Genomic DNA, 16,924 nt, shown 5'->3' on the forward strand with positions numbered 1-16,924 from the left:
TGCTCCAAACAGCGTTGGGGTATCCAGCCGGCCTGTTCCAGGGGGCAGACGCCGAGGTCTTCAATATCAACTGGACTGTGGCCACGTCGTCAGGCGCACTCAACACTCCAACAGCGCCGCCCATGGATTGCCTGGGGCCGCAAAGTCCCGTATGTTGTTGAAAAGCTTGGAGCCTCCGGGCCATGAAAGGGAATTGCATGCACAGGCAACCAGGCAGGGCGAATAGCTGGGTATGGCGTGTCCGCGCCGGCATGCTGGCGGCACTGGTGGGGCTGGCGGCTGAGGCCGGTGCTGCGCCGGTGACGTGCCCGGACCGGCCGTTGAAGGTCGCGATGTATCAGGACGGCATGTTGTACTCGCACGGCAAGGGCATCGATCAGGACTTGCTGGACGAGCTAGGGCGGCGCACCGGGTGCCGTTTCTCCACCATTGTGCTGCCGCGCGTGCGCGCCTATGTGTGGCTGAGGACAGGCGAAATCGACATGGTGATGTCGTCCCTGGCGAATGACGAGCGGAGCGGGTACGCCTGGTTTTTTCCGTACTTGCAGCAGAAGTGGATGGCGGTGCTGGCCGCCGACGCTCCCGCCACGCTGACCAGCGCGCAATTCCTTGCAGAGGACACGCTGCGTTTCGGCGCGGTGCGCGGCTTGTATCACGGCGAACGCTACGAGGAATGGAACAGCGCGCTCGCGCGCGGCGGCCGCCTGGATCTGCTCGCCGACCCGTCGTCCTTGTACGACATGCTCAAATACCGCCGGATCGCCGGCTTTTTCGCCGTGCCGTTGCAGTATGAGCGCGAACTGCGTGTGCGCGGCATGAGCGCGGCGGTCCGCACTGTCGACTGGTTTCCCGCCGCACCGCCGATCGTCGGTTGCATCGCGCTGTCCAAAAAGAACTTCCTGCCGGAAGAGAGCGAGCGCTGGCGAGCGACCGTCATCAGCATCAGGGACGACGGCACCTTGCTGCGCATATTGCAGCGTTACGTGACGACCGCCGAGGCAAAGCGCGCGATCGCACACCCTGGCGCCAGACCCTGACAGCTTGTGCTCAGTCTGATGCCGGCGGCAAACGCAGTTGCAAGCGCCGGTTCAGATTGAGCGCCCTGATATCGGCGCCGAAGGCCTCGTCGATCAGGCGCGCCTTGAGTCCGCTGGTCTCGGCCGCCTTCAACGCCCGCTCGATGATGGGGCGGTAGGCGGCGGCAGACGGGCTCAGGTAGAAACCAAAGTCGGCTGGATACTCCAGTAGCAAATGCTGCTCCACCACCAGTTCGGGATGCGAGCGCGCCTCGGTCAGCACCTCGATGACGCCGCGCGGCAGGTAATCGACGTGGCGATTGCCGGCCGCCACCATCGCATACACCGTGCTCCACGGCGCGGCGTGCTCGTACAGCGGCAAGCCGGCCGTCTTCCACACCCTGGTGTCGCCCCAGCCGGTGCCGAACCCGGCAATGAGTCCGGTATGCTTTAAGTCGGCCACGGAACGGACCTGGGCGAAAACGCGCGCATCGGCAGGGCGGATCAACAGCACCCGCTGGCCGACCAGGCCATTGGTCAGCCCGTTACGGACGGGAACCAGGTTGTTGTCGTTATCCTTCTCCCGCGTCTGCATGCCGTAGAAGAGGTTGATGTCGTCCCGGCCCAGCATATGCCACATGCGCCGGGCGGGCAGGTCTTTGACGTACTGGAGGTGGTAGGGCTGCTGAATCAGCTTCAAGGACTCTTCCAGCAATCGCACGAAGTAGTCCGCCCGGCCGTCCGACACCACGGCGATACGTAATTCGAGCGGGGCTGGCGTGGCAGCCGAAACGGCTGGCGAGGACAAAAACAGGGCGGAAAGACAAATACATCGCAGCTTGAAAAACATTTCCGCGACTCCGGCGAAAAGGGGCATTGTAGCCTACTATGCCGGCGTGTTCTGCTGCCGCGCACCTCTGGCGGACACGCCATGAACCTGTGTTAAGTCAAGCACTTGGTGGACTTTGCATGCGTTTTAGGCTATAATTGACGTCTATTTACAACAAATCCCCGCATGATCGGGCCTCGCGCCCACGCTGACACCCTGGCAGACCGGCTTCTGCTCCGGTCCCCGTGTCCTACTCCGCTGATTCCCATCGCAGGCCTGTGGCCCGCGAGGTGTCATTCCGTTCGTTCAACCGAAGGAGAACCACAACGTGGCTAAACAAATCATCATCGAGCATGTGTTCAAGGTGTTCGGCGACCAGCCGGACGCGGCGCTGGCACTGGTGCGTCAAGGCGCGCCCAAACAGGACATCCTGGCCCGCACCGGCTGCACCATCGGCGTGTTCGACGCCAACCTGACCATCGAGGCCGGCGAGATCTTTGTCATCATGGGCTTGTCCGGCTCGGGCAAGTCGACGCTGGTGCGCATGCTGAACCGTCTGATCGAGCCGACCGACGGCCGCATCCTCATCGACAACCAGGACATCAACACGCTGCCGGACGCGCAACTGCGCGCCTTGCGCCGCGAGGACATCAGCATGGTGTTCCAGTCGTTCGCGCTGCTGCCGCAGCTGACTGTGCTCGACAACACGGCCTTCGGCATGGAGCTGGCCGGCATGCCCAAGGCCGAACGCCACGCGCTGGCGCGGCAGGCGCTGGAGCAGGTGGGCCTGGCGGCCTATGCCGGCAGCTATCCGGATGAGCTGTCCGGCGGCATGCAGCAGCGCGTGGGCCTGGCGCGCGCGCTGGCCTGCGATCCGTCGATCCTGTTGATGGATGAGGCGTTCTCGGCGCTGGATCCGATCATGCGCACCGACATGCAGTCGGAAATCCTGCGCCTGCAGCGGATCAGGCGCCGCACCATCGTCTTCATCTCGCACGATCTCGATGAGGCGATGCGCATCGGCGACCGCGTGGCGATCATGAAGGATGGTCACGTGGTGCAGGTCGGCACGCCGGAGGAAATCCTGCGCCGCCCGGCCAACGACTATGTGCGCAACTTCGTGCGCGGCGTTGACGCGGCGGCCGTGTTCAAGGCCAGCGAGATCGCCCGCAAGAGCCAGATCGTGGTGTCGGAATCGCCCACGCGCGGCGCGCGCGCCGCCTTGTCGATGCTGGAGGAGCAGGATCGCGGTTATGCCTACGTGGTCGATCCCGGCCGCAAGTTTCTCGGCGTGGTGTCGGCCGACTCGCTGCGCACGGCGCTGGATGGCCATGCCGGCCCGCTCGGCCTGGCGCATGCCTTCCTGCCAGACGTGCAGCCGATCCACGCCGACGCGCCGGTGGCCGGCCTGTTCGGCCAGGTGGCGCAGCTGCCGTACGCGGTGCCGGTGGTGGCGGACGATGGCGGCTTCCACGGCGCCATCAGCAAGACCACGCTGCTGAAGTTCCTCGACCGAGATACGCCGCCGGTCGCCGCGCAACCGAATGAGAAAGGATCTGCATGACCTCTACCGCAACAAGCACGGCTAGCAACCCATGGCTGCCAACGCCCCCCACAGACACCGCCTGGCTGGACGCCGCCAAGCCGGCCGCCACCACCACCCACGCCGGCAGCGCCCATTTGCTGGACGGCGCGCTGCCGCTGGAATCCTGGATCAACCACGGCCTCGGCTGGGTGGTCGCGCATTGCCGCCCGTTCTTCCAGCTGGTGCGCATCCCCATCGACGCCACGCTGAGCGGCGTCGGCGACGCGTTGACGGCGCCGCCGCCGCTGGCGCTCATCGCCGTCATCGGCCTGCTGGCCTGGCAGTTCACCAGCCGCGCGCTGGCCGTCGGCACGGTGGCCGCGCTGCTGCTGGTGGCGCTGCTGGGCGTCTGGCCGGAGGCGATGGTGACGTTGTCGCTGGTGCTGACCTCGCTTGCTTTCTGTTTGCTGATCGGCCTGCCGCTGGGGATATGCCTGGCCAGCAGCGACCGCGCGCAGAATCTGCTGCGTCCGCTGCTGGACGCCATGCAGACCACGCCGGCCTTTGTCTACCTGGTGCCAGTTGTGATGTTGTTTGGCATCGGCAACGCGCCCGGCGTGATCGTCACCATCATCTTCGCGCTGGCGCCGCTGGTGCGCCTGACCAATCTCGGTATCCGCCAGGTGCGGCCCGATCTGGTCGAGGCGGCGCGCGCATACGGCGCCTCGCCGTGGCAGTTGCTGTCGCGCGTGCAGTTGCCGCTGGCAATGCCGTCGATTATGGCCGGCATCAATCAATCGCTGATGCTGTCGCTGTCGATGGTGGTGATCGCGTCGATGATCGCGGTCGGCGGCCTGGGCCAGATGGTGTTGCGCGGCATCGGCCGGCTGGACATGGGCCTTGCCACCATTGGCGGCGTGGGCATCGTGCTGCTGGCCATCATGCTCGACCGCCTGACGCAGGCGCTGGGCCAGCCGCGCCGTGGCGTGCGCCACTGGTATCAGACCGGCCCGGCCGGCCTGGTGCTGCGGCTGGTGCGCGGCGCGGCAGGGGGCGGCACGGCCAAGCGCCTCGCCGTGTTGGCGCTGGTGGTGCTGGCACTGTCGCTGGGCGCGGGCGGCGCGATGGCGCAACCGGGCAAGGGCATCAAGGTGCAGGCGCTGCAAAGCGCGATGGCCGAGGAAACCTTTCAGACCATGCTGGTGAACCGCGCGCTGGAAAAGCTGGGCTACGAAACCCAGCCGATACAGGAGGTCGACTATCCGGCCGCGCACATCGCCGTGGCCAACGGCGACGCCACTTTTCTCGCCGTGCACTGGGATCCGCTGCACCAAAGCTACTACGACAACGCCGGCGGCGATGCCAAACTGCTGCGCGTCGGCCAATACGCCGGCCCGGCCGCGCAGGGCTACCTGATCGACAAGGCCACGGCCGAACGCTACAACATCACCAACATCGAGCAGCTGCGCGACCCCGGCCTCGCCAGGCTGTTCGATCACGACGGCGACGGCAAGGCCGACCTGACCGGCTGCAATCCGGGCTGGGGCTGCGAGGCGATGATCGAGCACCATCTGGACGCGTACAAGCTGCGCGACACGGTCAGGCACGTGCAGGGCAGCTACGCCGCGCTGATGGCCGACACCCTCAGCCGCTTCCGGCGCGGCGAGCCGGTGCTGTACTACACGTGGACGCCCTACTGGGTCAGCGGCGTGCTGGTGCCGGGCAGGGACGTGGTGTGGCTGCAGGTGCCTTTCTCGGCCAACCCGCAGCGGGCCAGCACCCGCCTGGACGACGGCAGCGACTACGGTTTCCCCATCAACACCACGCGCATCGTGGTCAACCGCGCATGGGCGGCGGCGAATCCGGCCGCCGTCAAGCTGTTTGAGGTGATGCGATTGCCGATTGCCGACATCAGCGCCCAGAACGAGCGCATGCGCGCGGGCGAAAGCAGCGAGGCCGACATCGCCCGCCATACCGACGGCTGGATCAAATACCACCAGCCGCTGTTCGACAGCTGGATCGCGCAGGCGCTGGCAGCCGCCGCGCCGGGGCCAGCCCGCCGCTGACGGCGCTCAGTCGCTCAGATAGGCGTTGCGGGCGGCGATCACCATCGCCACCGTGGTGCCCTTGCCGGGCGTGCTGGTGATGGTCAGCTGCGCGCCAATGGCGGCCGCGCGCTCGCGCATGCCGACCAGGCCCCAGTGGCCGTCGCGCTGGCCGTCGCGCAGCACGTCGGCGTCGATGCCGCGGCCGTCGTCGCGCACCGTCAGCGTCAGGTGGCGCGACCGGTAGCGCAATTCCAGCCAGATGTTGCGTGCCTCGGCGTGGCGCGCGGCATTGTACAGCGCCTCGCGGCCGATCGCATACACTTCCTCGCAGATGCCGGGCCGCAGCCGCACCGGCTTGCCGCTGACGTGGGCCGAGAAGGCGCGCTTGCCATTGTCGGTGTGCTCCTTGCCGAACTGCTTCAGCGCCATCACCACTTCGTCCGGCGCCGCCGTGGCGCGCAAGTCCATGATCTGGTCGCGGCCTTCGGCCAGCAGTTTTTCCGCCAGGTCCAGCGTGCGCTCGATGCGTTCGCGCTCGGGCGTGCCGGGCGCGTGGGTGCGCGCCGACGACTGGAAGCTCAGGATCAGCGCCTGGGCGCTTTGCAGCAGCGTGTCGTGCAGGGCGCGGGCGATGCGGGCGCGCTCGGCCATGCGGCCGACGAAGCGCTCCTTCAGCTGGCGCGTGACCAGCCGGATGCGCGCCAGGTAAATGCCGTAGGCGCACGCTGCCACGGCCGCGCACAGCAGGGCGTAAAACCACGGCGTCTGCATGAAGGTGGGCGCTACGCGGATGTCGAGCGTGGCCGGGTGCGTGGCCCAGACGCCGTCCTCGTTGGCGGCAGACACCTCGAAGCGGTAGTCGCCCGGCGCCAGGTTGGTGTAGAAGGCCTCGCGCCGGCCCTTGACTTCCTGCCACTGGTCGGTCAGGCCCAGCAGCCGGTAGCGGAAACGCACCCGCTCCGGGATCGACAGGCTGAGCGCGGTGAAAGCGACCGCCATTTCCCTGCTGCCGGCCGGCAGCGCCAGCGCGGCGCCGTGGCCGGGCGTCAACGGATAATGGCGGCCATCGGCGTCAACGCCGCGCACCAGGACCGGCGGCGGCAGCGGATTGCGCGCCAGGCGGGCCGGATCGACATAGGTGACGCCATTGGCGGTGGCGATCCACAGCGTGCCGTCCGGCCCCTGCGCCAGCGACGGGAAGAAGCCGATCGGACGGCCACGGATGCCGTCCTGGAAACCGAAACGCTCGAAGTCGACCTCGGCGCGCCGCCCGGCCAGCCAGCCGGCCAGTTCGGTGGCGGCGATATGGTAGACGCCGTCGCTGCCGTTCAGCCAAAGGTCGCCGTTGGCCAGGAGGGCGATGTCGGCGATGCTGCGGAAGCGCTCGCCGTGCTGGCCGGTCAGCCGGCTGAAGCGGCCTTGCCGGTAGACGAACAGCCCCTGCTCGCCGCCAATCCACATGTCGGCGCCGTGGCGGTAGATCGCGTACACCGTGCCGACGTTGAGACCCTGCGGCTTGCCCAGGGTTTGCAGGATACGGACGCCGTCCGGGCTGAGCAGCGTGACCGTGCCGTTGGCGTGGCCGACCCAGATGGCCTGGTCGGCGCCGGTGGCAAACACGGTGGTCATCGCGTCCGGCAACCCGGCCAGGCCGCCGTTGCGGATCCACTGGCCGCCGGCCACCTTGTACAAGTCGCCGGAAAAATACGATATCCAGACGGCGCCGTCGGGCAGCGGCTGGATGGCTTGCGCGGCGCGGTCGCGCAGCGCGTAGGGCAGCGGCTGGCTGCTGACGGTGCCGTCCGCCGCGCGCCGGTGCAGGCCCTGCTTGTTGGCGAACCACAGGCCGCCGGCGCTGTCCCAGGCGGCCGCGTCAAAGCGCAACGGCGCCACCGTCTGTACCTTGGCCGGCGCGTCCAGCCGGCTGAGGTCGATATCGACGCCGCCCAGCCAGACGCTGCCGTCAGGCGCCGGCAGCAATTGCGGCTGCTCGAAGGCGTGGCCGGGGAAGGCGGTGCGGAAGCGGTGCGCGCGGATGCGGTCGACGCCGGTCGAGGTGCCGACCCACAGATTGCCCTCGCGGTCTTCGAACATGGCGCCGGGGATGGTGCCGCTCAGGCCGTTCTGGACGGTCAGGAACTGGCTGGCGTCGTGACCGTCCAGCGACAGCTTGCGCTCCAGCGCGTCGTCATGCGCGACCCACATATTGCCGCGGCGGTCGAAGCAGATGCCGCGGCCGTCAAATGCCGGTTGCGGCCGCGCCGCCGGGTCGGCCGGCGCGGTGGTGGCGATGCGGTAATAGTGCCGCGCCTGGTCGGCGCCCCAGAGGGTGCCGTCCGGCGCTTCGGCCAGCCCCCACAGCTTGGCGCGCGGCCACGCTGGCTGGAAACGGCGCGCGCCGGCGCGCCGGAAAAACACGCCGTCGGCGGTGGCGATCCATTGCGCGCCGTCACGGGCCAGCAGCACCTGGTAGGTCTGGTGCGGCAGCGCCGGCAGGCCGGCGTCGGCGCCCAGCGCCTGGAAGCGCGTGCCACCCGGCGGCAGATAGGCGGCGCCGCCCCGGGTGGCCACCCACATGGCGCCGTTCGCCGCCGGCTCGATGTGGTACAACATGCTGCTGGGCAGGCCGTCGCGGTCGGTGAAGGACTGCACCGAGGCCGGGCGGAAGACGGAAATGCCGTCCATCAGGTAGCCGACGATCAGGGCGCCATCGGCGGTGGTGTTAATGCCCATCAGTAGCTCGGACTTGAGCGGGTGGCCATAGACGCTGCTGACGCGCTCGAAGCGCGCGCCGTCGAAGCGCCACAGGCCGTTGGAGGTGGCGATCCACAGCCAGCCATCGGCGGTCTGGGCGAACTTCATGACGTCCATCGGCACGTCTTCCTCGGCGCCCCAGGCCTTGTGATTGAAATCGGCGAGCAGCGGCGCGCGCGCCGGCGCGGCGGCGGCCAGCTGGAGCCAGCACAACAGCAAGGTCAGCAGGAGGGCACGGAGATATTGCATATGGCTTAATTGTAGCGAACTATTAAATAGTTAGCGTCATATTGTCACGGATGACAGTATAAATTCATCGCGGCTGGCGTTACAACGCAATTTCGATATCGCCAGGCAAGCGTATCCCCCGGCAAGGGAGTGGACTGGACCAATAGGAGATGAGCACGATTGAGCGGTCCACTACACTCGTCTCACCCCATCATCAGACCGACTAAGGAGGTTGAATATGAGCAGCAATGCGGCAACATATCTGGCACACACGCTGGCCCAGGCGGGCGTCAAGCGCGTGTATGGCGTGGTCGGCGATTCGCTCAATGGCTTTACCGACGCGCTGCGCCGCGAGGCCGCCATCGACTGGATTCACATGCGCCACGAGGAGGGCGCGGCGTTCGCGGCCGGCGCGGAGGCGCATCTGACCGGCGAACTGGCGGTGTGCGCCGGCAGTTGCGGCCCCGGCAACCTGCACCTGATCAACGGCCTGTTCGACTGCCAGCGCAGCGGCGTGCCGGTGCTGGCCATCGCCGCCCACATTCCCAGCACCGAGATCGGCATCGATTATTTCCAGGCCACGCATCCGGAAAGCCTGTTCAAGGAGTGCAGCCATTACGTCGAGCTGGTGTCCAACGCGGCGCTGCTGCCGCAGATCCTGCACCGCGCCATGCGCGTCGCGGTGGCCAAAAAGGGCGTGGCGGTGGTGGTGATGTCGGGCGATGTGGCGCTGCAAGCGCTGGACGCGGTGGCGCCGCAGTGGCTGCTGCCCAGCCAGCCGGTGACGCTGCCGCCGGCAAGCGACATCGGCCAGCTGGCGGACATGCTGAACGGCGCCGAGCGGGTGGCGCTGTTCTGCGGCGCCGGCAGCGCCGGCGCCCACGCGGAGATCATGCAACTGGCGCACACGCTGCACGCGCCCATCGTGCACACGCTGCGCGGCAAGGAGCACATCGAATATGACAACCCGTACGACGTTGGCATGACCGGGCTGGTGGGCTTCGCCTCCGGCTACAAGGCCATGAAGAGCTGCGACACGCTGCTGGTGCTGGGCGCCGACTTCCCGTACCGCCAGTTCTTCCCCGAGCAGGCGCAGATCGCCCAGATCGACGTGCGGGCGGAAGCGCTGGGCAACCGCTGCCCGCTCAAGCTGGGCCTGCTGGGCGACGTCAAGGCCACGCTGGCCGCGCTGCTGCCCAAGCTGACGCAGAAGACCGACAGCAGCTTCCTGCAACGCGCCCAGGCCGATTACGCCGAGGCGCGCAAGGATCTGGACAAGCTGGCCGTCATCGACGAGGGCACGCGCCATATCCACCCGCAGGCGGTCACGCGCGTGGTCAGCGAGCTGGCGGCGGATGACGCGGTGTTCACGGCCGACGTCGGCACGCCGATCGCCTGGACCGCGCGCTACCTCAAGGTCAACGGCAAGCGCCGCATCGTCGGCTCGTTCAACCATGGCTCGATGGCCAACGCCATGCTGCACGCGATCGGCGCCCAGGCGTCGCATCCGCGCCGGCAGGTGATCTCGTTCTCCGGCGACGGCGGCTTTTCGATGATGATGGGCGAGTTCCTGACGCTGTCGCAGATGAACCTGCCGGTCAAGATCATCGTGCTCAACAACGGCACGCTGGGCTTTGTGGAGCTGGAGATGAAGGCCAACGGCTTCCTTGACACCGGTTGCGACCTGAAGAATCCGAACTTCGCGGCCATGGCCGAGGCAATGGGCGTGCGCGGCATCCGCGTGGAAGATCCGCAGGCGCTGGAGGGCGCGATCCGCGAAGCGCTGGCGCACGACGGGCCGGTGCTGGTGGACGTGCTCAGCGCGCGCCAGGAACTGATACTGCCGCCGACCACCACGGTGGACGAAGCGCAAAAATTCGGCCTGTTCATGCTGAAGGCGGTGCTGGACGGCCGCGCGGCCGAGCTGATCGACCTGGCCAAGGTCAACCTGCTGCGCTGATGGTGACCAGGGCTGGATGGACACACCGCATCTCATGTATTCTTTGAGGTTTGCATCATCAAAGGGGCATGGATGGCTGTTCGCTGGATTTTGCCGCTCGCCGCGTGGCTGTGCTGGGGGTGCGCCTGCGCCGCCAGCGCGCCCGGCGAGCTCGCATTCCAGCGCCGTAGCTGGACCCAGGCCGAGGGCGCGCCCACGGCAGTGTGGCGCATCGCCCAAAGCGATGACGGCTTGCTGTGGTTCGCCACCGGTAACGGCCTGTACCGCTATGACGGCGAGCGCTTCCAGCGCGTCGAGCGCGTGTATGGCCACCGCCTGCGCTCCAACAATGTGGTGGCGGTCGAGGCCATCCAGGGCGGCATCGCGGTCGGCTACCAGTTCGGCGGCCTCTCCACGCTGACGCCGGCGGCGGCCACGCATTACAGCGGCGGCGCCGACGGCCTGCCGGCCGGCACCGTGCACGTGCTGCGCCGCGCGCCGGACGGCCTGCTGTACGTCGGCACGCAGCGGGCCGCCGCCACTTTCGACGGCAAGGTGTGGCGCCGGCTGGCGGCACAGGCGCTGCCCGACGGCATCGTCAACGCCATCGTCATCGACCGTGACCAGACCACCTGGGTCACGGTGGACTGGAAACTCTACAGCCGGGCGCGTGGCGCCAGCGCCTTCACGCCGGCGTTTGCCGTGACCTACGGCGCCGTGCCCAATCTGGTGCGCGGCCGGCTAGCGGCCGAGGTCGGCGGCAAGGCGGTGCAGGCCGAAGCCGGCAAGCCGCCGGTGGCGCTGCAGATTCCCGCCAAGACCGACCGTTCGCACGGCTTGTGGGACGGCCCGTACGGCACGCTGTGGGCCTGGGTGGGCGACGACGCCGGGCTGTGCCTGCTGCGCGAGGCGCCGGACGGCAAGCTGACGGTGGCGCAGTCATTCGAGGCCGGCGGCAGCCTGGGCCGGCTGGTGACGCGCACCTTGATCGACCGCGAGAACAATTTCTGGGTGGCGACCGCCAACGGTATCGAGCGCTACCGCGCGCAACGCATCCACGAGGCCGGCGTGCCGCGCGACTGGCTGTTCTATTATGTGCAGCGCGGACTGGACGATGATCTGTATGTTGCCGGCGATGGCGAAGACCACCTGCTGCGCCTGACCGCCGACGGCCACCAGGCCGGCCCCAGGCTGGCCGGGGTGATGGCGATGTGGCGCGAGCATGCCGGCAGCGTCTGGACCGGTTCGGCGTCCGGCCTGTCGCACATCACGCGCGCTGGCGTCACCACCTGGCCGCTGCCGGCGGACACGCCACCGGGGCGGCAGGTGCAGACGCTGACGGTGGACAAGGCCGGCGTGGTGTGGGTGTCGATCCTGCGCCAGGGGCTGTACCGCTTTGCCGACGGCCAGTGGACCCATGTCAGCACCGAGGCGGTCGGGGGCGATCCGACGCCGGTGTATCTGTATGCCGGGCCGTCGGGGCGGATTTGGATCGGCTTTGTCGGCGGCCGCCTGGCGGAGATTGTCGGCGACGCGGTGCGGCCGGTGTCGAAGGGCGAGGACGTCAATATCGGCAATGTCTTCAGCCTGCTGGAGGTAGACGGGCGCCTGCTGGCGGGCGGCGAGGCCGGCGTGGCCTGGGTCGACGGCGCGCGGCTGCGGCCGCTGCGGCCAACGCAGGCCAGCGCCTTCCTCGGCATCTCCGGCATGGTGCAGGACCGCGCGGGCGACTTGTGGCTGCACGGGCTGGACGGCATCGTTCACATCACGCGGGCCGAACTGGCAGCGTTCTGGGCCGACAGCGGCCGCCGCGTGGACTGGGAAATCTTCAACTTCGAGGATGGCGTGCACGGCCACCCGGCGCAGCTGCGGCCGTTGCCGACGCTGGCGCTGGCGCACGATGGCCGGGTGGTGTATGCCACCTTGTCGCAGGTCGGCTGGATCGATCCGGCCGGCATCCGCCGCAACCGGCAGGCGCCCACCGTGCTGATCGACGCGGTGCACGCCGGCGACACCACCTACAGCCCTGGCGGCACGCTCAGCTTCGTGCCGGGCACCAGCGCGGTGGATATCAAGTTTGCCGCCACCGCGCTGTCGGTGCCGGAGCGGGTGGCGTTCCGCTACCAGCTCGGCGGCGTGGACGCCGGCTGGCAGGCGCCGCACGGCGAGCGCTCGGCGCGCTACACCAACCTGGCGCCGGGCAGCTACACCTTCCGCGTCATCGCCGCCAACGAGGATGGCGTCTGGAGCCAGCAGGGCGCCAGCGTCACCTTCAGCATCCAGCCGCAGGTGTGGCAGACGTGGTGGTTCCGGCTGCTGGCGGCGGCGGCCGGGCTGTTGGGCGTGAGCGTGGTGTATCGCTGGCGGATGGAGGCGGTGGCCGCGCGCGAGGCGGAGAAGGCGGCGACGCGGCTGGGCGAGCGCCAGCGCATCGCCCGCACGCTGCACGACAATCTGCTGCAAGGCATGCACACGCTGATACTGCGCTGTCACACCGTGCTGATGCGCCTGCCGCACGACAGCCACGAACAACGCACGCTGGACCACGTGCTGCAGCAGGCTGAAAAGCTGGTGGAAGACACGCGCGACGAGGTGATGGAGTTGCGCACGCCGGAGATCGCCAGCGCGGTGCTGTGCGGCCTGAAGGAGGCGCTGGAGGCGATGGAGCCGTCGCTGGCCGGGCGGCTGGCAGTGGCGGTCGGCGGCCACCTGGATAAGCTGAAAAGCCAGGTCGCGCGCGAGTTGTTCCAGGTGGTGCGGGAAGCGGCCGCGAACGCCGCGCGCCACTCGCGGGCGGCGCACATCGACGTCGTGCTCGACCTGGCGACCGACGCGGTTCATGGCGCCGTCAGCGACGACGGCGTCGGCATACCTGCCGCGGTGGCGGTCAACGGCCGCGCCGGCCACTGGGGATTGACCGGCATGCGCGAACGCGTTGCCAATCTTGGCGGCGAACTGGCCATCGAGGCGCGCGCGGGCGGCGGCACGGTGATCCGCTTCGCCATTCCTGCCGGCGCGGCTTACACGGCATAAAAAAACGCCGCGATGTCAGTCGCGGCGTTCGTGGGGAGCAGGGTGGTGTTACGCTGCCTTGGCTTTCTTGCGGCGGGCCACGAAGCCCATGAAGGCCAGACCGGCGCCCAGCATGGCGTAGGTTTCTGGTTCTGGTACCGGCGCCATGGCAATGGTCAGGTCGGAAGCGTACGTGCCGCCGCCGTTGCCCAGCACCTTGCCGCCCACCTGGATGTAGTAGCTACCGGCAGTCAGGCCGGTGGCGCTCATTTCCCAGGTGTCGGTGGTGCCGGTGGTGGCGTCCATGCCTGCGTAGGTGTGCAGGACGGAGTTGGTCGACGGGTCAAACTGCACCAGGCTGAAATCGGTGATCTGCAGGTTCTTGATGGTGCCTGCTTTCAGGAAGACCGACGTCAGAGAAGCGGCCGAGTCGTAGTTGCCGCTCAGCGTGAACTTATATTTGTCGACGAACAGGTTGTTGGTATCGATGCTGGCGAAGGCGTTGCCGAAGTGAGCATTGAAGCCACCCGCCATATCCGATTCCAGCGACAAGTCGACGGTTTTCCCCACAGTTGCTGCATAAGCGGACGAGCCGATCAGCGAAGCGCCTGCAATCATCGAAGCGAGCAAGATATTTTTGATTTTCATTTTTAAGTTCCGTAGAAGTTAGCGTTGTGCTATCAATAATTTCCGGACACCCTTATCCGGTGTCATCAAGAATAAAGTGATGTTCCAACGTCAACTGTGTGATACTTAACACAACTCGCAACATGGAAACAAATACAACGTCGAAAATATTGCCGTGGCGTAAATGACTCAAATCGTTTGCTGTCTCATGTTATATGTCTTATATAAGACTTGTTGGTGTACAATAGCGCCCGGAACAGGCGAGCGAGCGCTGCCTGCCCTGCAATCAACCTGACGAGAACTCTTATGCTAGCTGCTTACCGCCAGCACGTTGCCGAACGTGCCTCCCTTGGTATCCCTCCGCTGCCGCTGTCGGCAGCCCAGACCACCGACCTGGTCGAACTGCTGAAGCATCCGCCGGCCGGTGAGGAAGCCTTCCTGGTCGACCTGATCACCAACCGCGTGCCGGCGGGCGTGGACGATGCCGCCAAGGTCAAGTCGGCCTTCCTGACCGCCGTGGCCAAGGGCGCCGACAGCTCGCCGCTGATCTCGCGCGCGCTGGCCACCAAGCTGCTGGGCACCATGCTGGGCGGCTTCAACATCAAGCCGATGATCGACCTGCTGGCCGATGACGTGGTCGGCGACGTCGCCGCCGAAGGCCTGAAGAAAACCCTGCTGATGTTCGACTACTTCCACGACGTCAAGGAACTGGCCGATAAAGGCAACGCGCGCGCCCAGGGCGTGCTGCAATCGTGGGCCGACGCCGAGTGGTTCACCTCGCGTCCGGAAGTACCGCAAAGCCTGACCCTGACCGTGTTCAAGGTCTCCGGCGAAACCAACACCGACGATCTGTCGCCGGCCCCGGACGCCACCACCCGCCCGGACATCCCGCTGCACGCGCTGGCGATGCTGAAAAATCCGCGCCCCGGCATCAATCCTGAAGAGCCGGGCAAAGTCGGCCCGCTGAAACAGCTGGAAGCGCTGAAGGCCAAGGGCCACCTGGTGGCCTACGTCGGCGACGTGGTCGGCACCGGTTCCTCGCGCAAGTCCGCCACCAACTCGGTGCTGTGGTTCACCGGCGAAGACATCCCGTTCATCCCGAACAAGCGTTTCGGCGGCGTCTGCCTGGGCACCAAGATCGCCCCGATCTTCTACAACACCATGGAAGACGCCGGCGCGCTGCCGATCGAGCTGGACGTGTCGCAGATGGAAATGGGCGACGTCATCGAACTGCGTCCATACGACGGCAAGGCGCTGAAGAACGGCCAGGTCATCGCCGAATTCAAGGTCAAGTCCGACGTGCTGTTTGACGAAGTGCGCGCCGGCGGCCGCATTCCGCTGATCATCGGCCGCGGCCTGACCGGCAAGGCGCGTGAAGCGCTGGGCCTGCCGGCATCGACGCTGTTCCGCCTGCCGCAGAACCCGGCCGACACCGGCAAGGGCTACTCGCTGGCGCAGAAGATGGTCGGCCGCGCCTGCGGTCTGCCGGAAGGCCAGGGCGTGCGTCCGGGCACCTACTGCGAACCGAAGATGACCACCGTCGGCTCGCAGGACACCACCGGCCCGATGACCCGCGACGAGCTGAAAGACCTGGCGTGCCTGGGCTTCTCGGCCGACCTGGTGATGCAATCGTTTTGCCACACCGCCGCCTATCCTAAGGTGGTGGACGTCAAGATGCACCGCGAACTGCCAACCTTCATCGAAAACCGCGGCGGCGTGGCGCTGCGCCCGGGCGACGGCGTGATCCACTCGTGGCTGAACCGCCTGCTGCTGCCGGACACCGTCGGCACCGGCGGCGACTCGCATACCCGCTTCCCGATCGGCATCTCGTTCCCGGCCGGTTCCGGCCTGGTGGCGTTTGCCGCCGCCACCGGCGTCATGCCGCTGGACATGCCGGAATCGGTGCTGGTGCGCTTCAAGGGCAAGATGCAGCCGGGCGTGACGCTGCGCGACCTGGTCAACGCGATTCCGCTGTACGCCATCCAGCAAGGCCTGCTGACCGTGGACAAAAAAGGCAAGAAGAACATCTTCTCCGGCCGCATCCTGGAAATCGAAGGCCTGCCGGACCTGAAGGTCGAGCAAGCGTTCGAACTGTCCGACGCCTCGGCCGAACGGTCGGCCGCCGGCTGCACCGTGCACCTGGACAAGGCGCCGATCATCGAGTACATGAACTCCAACATCACGCTGATGAAGTGGATGATCGCCAACAACTACCAGGACAAGCGCACGCTGGAACGCCGCATCAAGGCCATGGAAGCCTGGCTGGCCAACCCGCAGCTGCTGGCGCCGGACGCCGACGCTGAATACGCCGCCGTCATCGAGATCGACCTGGCCGACATCCACGAGCCGATCGTGGCCTGCCCGAACGACCCGGACGACGTCAAGACCCTGGCCGACGTGGCCGGCGACAAGATCGACGACGTGTTCGTCGGCTCGTGCATGACCAACATCGGCCACTTCCGCGCCGCCTCGAAGGTCCTGGAAGGCAAGTCGGACATCCCGGTGCGGCTGTGGATCGCGCCGCCAACCAAGATGGACGCGCAACAGCTGACCGCCGAAGGCCACTACGGCACGCTGGGCCGCACCGGTGCGCGCATGGAAATGCCAGGCTGCTCGCTGTGCATGGGCAACCAGGCGCAGATCCGCAAGGGCGCCACGGTGATGTCGACCTCTACCCGTAACTTCCCGAACCGCCTGGGTATCGAAACCAATGTGTACCTGGGTTCGGCCGAACTGGCGGCGGTGTGCTCGGCGCTGGGCCGCATCCCGACCAAGGAAGAGTACATGTCGCACATCGGCGTGATCGACAAGAACGCCGCCGACATCTACCGCTACATGAACTTCGACCAGATCGAAGAATTCCGCGCGGTGGCGGATGAAGTGAAAGTCTGACCTTTCAGACGTCTCACCCGGACCCCGATAAGTTGGCAACGACTTATCGGGGTT

At 67.1% G+C, this 16,924-nt stretch carries 9 protein-coding genes and 1 pseudogene; 7 read left to right on the top strand and 3 right to left on the bottom strand.

Annotated features, from left to right (window positions below):
• Positions 1–251 precede the first annotated feature (251 nt).
• Entirely contained in the window at positions 252–1,037 is a 786-nt protein-coding gene (locus FHW58_RS05530) for an ABC transporter substrate-binding protein (RefSeq protein WP_179672032.1), read from the top strand.
• A gap of 10 nt (positions 1,038–1,047) precedes the next feature.
• Here FHW58_RS05530 and FHW58_RS05535 read toward each other — a convergent pair whose 3' ends face one another.
• Complete coding sequence (locus tag FHW58_RS05535) at positions 1,048–1,866, bottom strand: hypothetical protein (protein WP_179672033.1); 819 nt, start codon at positions 1,864–1,866, stop codon at positions 1,048–1,050.
• A 307-nt stretch (positions 1,867–2,173) separates the two neighbouring features.
• Here FHW58_RS05535 and proV point away from each other — a divergent pair, with 307 nt between their 5' ends.
• The 3 genes and pseudogenes from proV to proX all read left to right on the top strand — a co-directional run bounded on the left by proV (position 2,174) and on the right by proX (position 5,436).
• Entirely contained in the window at positions 2,174–3,409 is a 1,236-nt protein-coding gene (gene proV / locus FHW58_RS05540) for a glycine betaine/L-proline ABC transporter ATP-binding protein ProV (RefSeq protein WP_179672034.1), read from the top strand.
• A pseudogene (gene proW, locus FHW58_RS27410) lies at positions 3,406–4,419 on the top strand (glycine betaine/L-proline ABC transporter permease ProW); the annotation flags it as partial. The gene proV and the pseudogene proW, both read left to right, overlap by 4 nt.
• The gene (gene proX, locus FHW58_RS27325; RefSeq protein ID WP_373996664.1) at positions 4,405–5,436 is read left to right on the top strand and encodes a glycine betaine/L-proline ABC transporter substrate-binding protein ProX; all 1,032 of its coding nucleotides are present in this window, start codon (positions 4,405–4,407) and stop codon (positions 5,434–5,436) included. The pseudogene proW and the gene proX, both read left to right, overlap by 15 nt.
• A gap of 6 nt (positions 5,437–5,442) precedes the next feature.
• On the opposite strand, the gene FHW58_RS05550 is transcribed toward proX, so the two are convergent.
• Positions 5,443–8,421, bottom strand: coding sequence for a sensor histidine kinase (locus FHW58_RS05550; RefSeq protein ID WP_179672035.1), 2,979 nt, complete (start codon positions 8,419–8,421; stop codon positions 5,443–5,445).
• A 217-nt stretch (positions 8,422–8,638) separates the two neighbouring features.
• Between FHW58_RS05550 and poxB the strand changes: the two genes are divergently transcribed.
• Together poxB and FHW58_RS05560 are read left to right on the top strand one after the other, a co-directional pair.
• Positions 8,639–10,360 (top strand): ubiquinone-dependent pyruvate dehydrogenase, encoded by a 1,722-nt coding sequence (poxB, locus tag FHW58_RS05555; protein WP_179672036.1) that lies wholly within the window; start codon positions 8,639–8,641, stop codon positions 10,358–10,360.
• A 72-nt stretch (positions 10,361–10,432) separates the two neighbouring features.
• Positions 10,433–13,372 carry a sensor histidine kinase gene (locus FHW58_RS05560; protein WP_179672037.1) on the top strand — a complete coding sequence of 980 codons (2,940 nt, stop codon included), beginning with the start codon at positions 10,433–10,435 and terminating at the stop codon, positions 13,370–13,372.
• A 48-nt stretch (positions 13,373–13,420) separates the two neighbouring features.
• Here the strand turns inward: FHW58_RS05560 and FHW58_RS05565 are convergent, their stop codons facing one another.
• Positions 13,421–13,999 carry an FxDxF family PEP-CTERM protein gene (locus FHW58_RS05565; protein WP_179672038.1) on the bottom strand — a complete coding sequence of 193 codons (579 nt, stop codon included), beginning with the start codon at positions 13,997–13,999 and terminating at the stop codon, positions 13,421–13,423.
• Between the two features lie 285 nt (positions 14,000–14,284).
• Between FHW58_RS05565 and FHW58_RS05570 the strand changes: the two genes are divergently transcribed.
• Positions 14,285–16,870: a bifunctional aconitate hydratase 2/2-methylisocitrate dehydratase gene (locus tag FHW58_RS05570; protein WP_179672039.1), complete on the top strand. Its 2,586-nt coding sequence runs from the start codon at positions 14,285–14,287 to the stop codon at positions 16,868–16,870.
• Positions 16,871–16,924: the final 54 nt, after the last annotated feature.

Origin of the sequence: Duganella sp. 1224, assembly GCF_013408245.1 — a bacterium.
GTDB lineage: Bacteria > Pseudomonadota > Gammaproteobacteria > Burkholderiales > Burkholderiaceae_D > Rugamonas.

Coding starts and splice junctions, on each gene's coding strand:
- FHW58_RS05565 (WP_179672038.1), bottom strand. CDS start 13,999: ATGAAAATCAAAAATATCTTGCTCGCTTCGATGATTGCAGGCGCTTCG.
- FHW58_RS05570 (WP_179672039.1), top strand. CDS start 14,285: ATGCTAGCTGCTTACCGCCAGCACGTTGCCGAACGTGCCTCCCTTGGT.
- poxB (WP_179672036.1), top strand. CDS start 8,639: ATGAGCAGCAATGCGGCAACATATCTGGCACACACGCTGGCCCAGGCG.
- FHW58_RS05535 (WP_179672033.1), bottom strand. CDS start 1,866: ATGTTTTTCAAGCTGCGATGTATTTGTCTTTCCGCCCTGTTTTTGTCC.
- FHW58_RS05530 (WP_179672032.1), top strand. CDS start 252: ATGCTGGCGGCACTGGTGGGGCTGGCGGCTGAGGCCGGTGCTGCGCCG.
- FHW58_RS05560 (WP_179672037.1), top strand. CDS start 10,433: ATGGCTGTTCGCTGGATTTTGCCGCTCGCCGCGTGGCTGTGCTGGGGG.
- FHW58_RS05550 (WP_179672035.1), bottom strand. CDS start 8,421: ATGCAATATCTCCGTGCCCTCCTGCTGACCTTGCTGTTGTGCTGGCTC.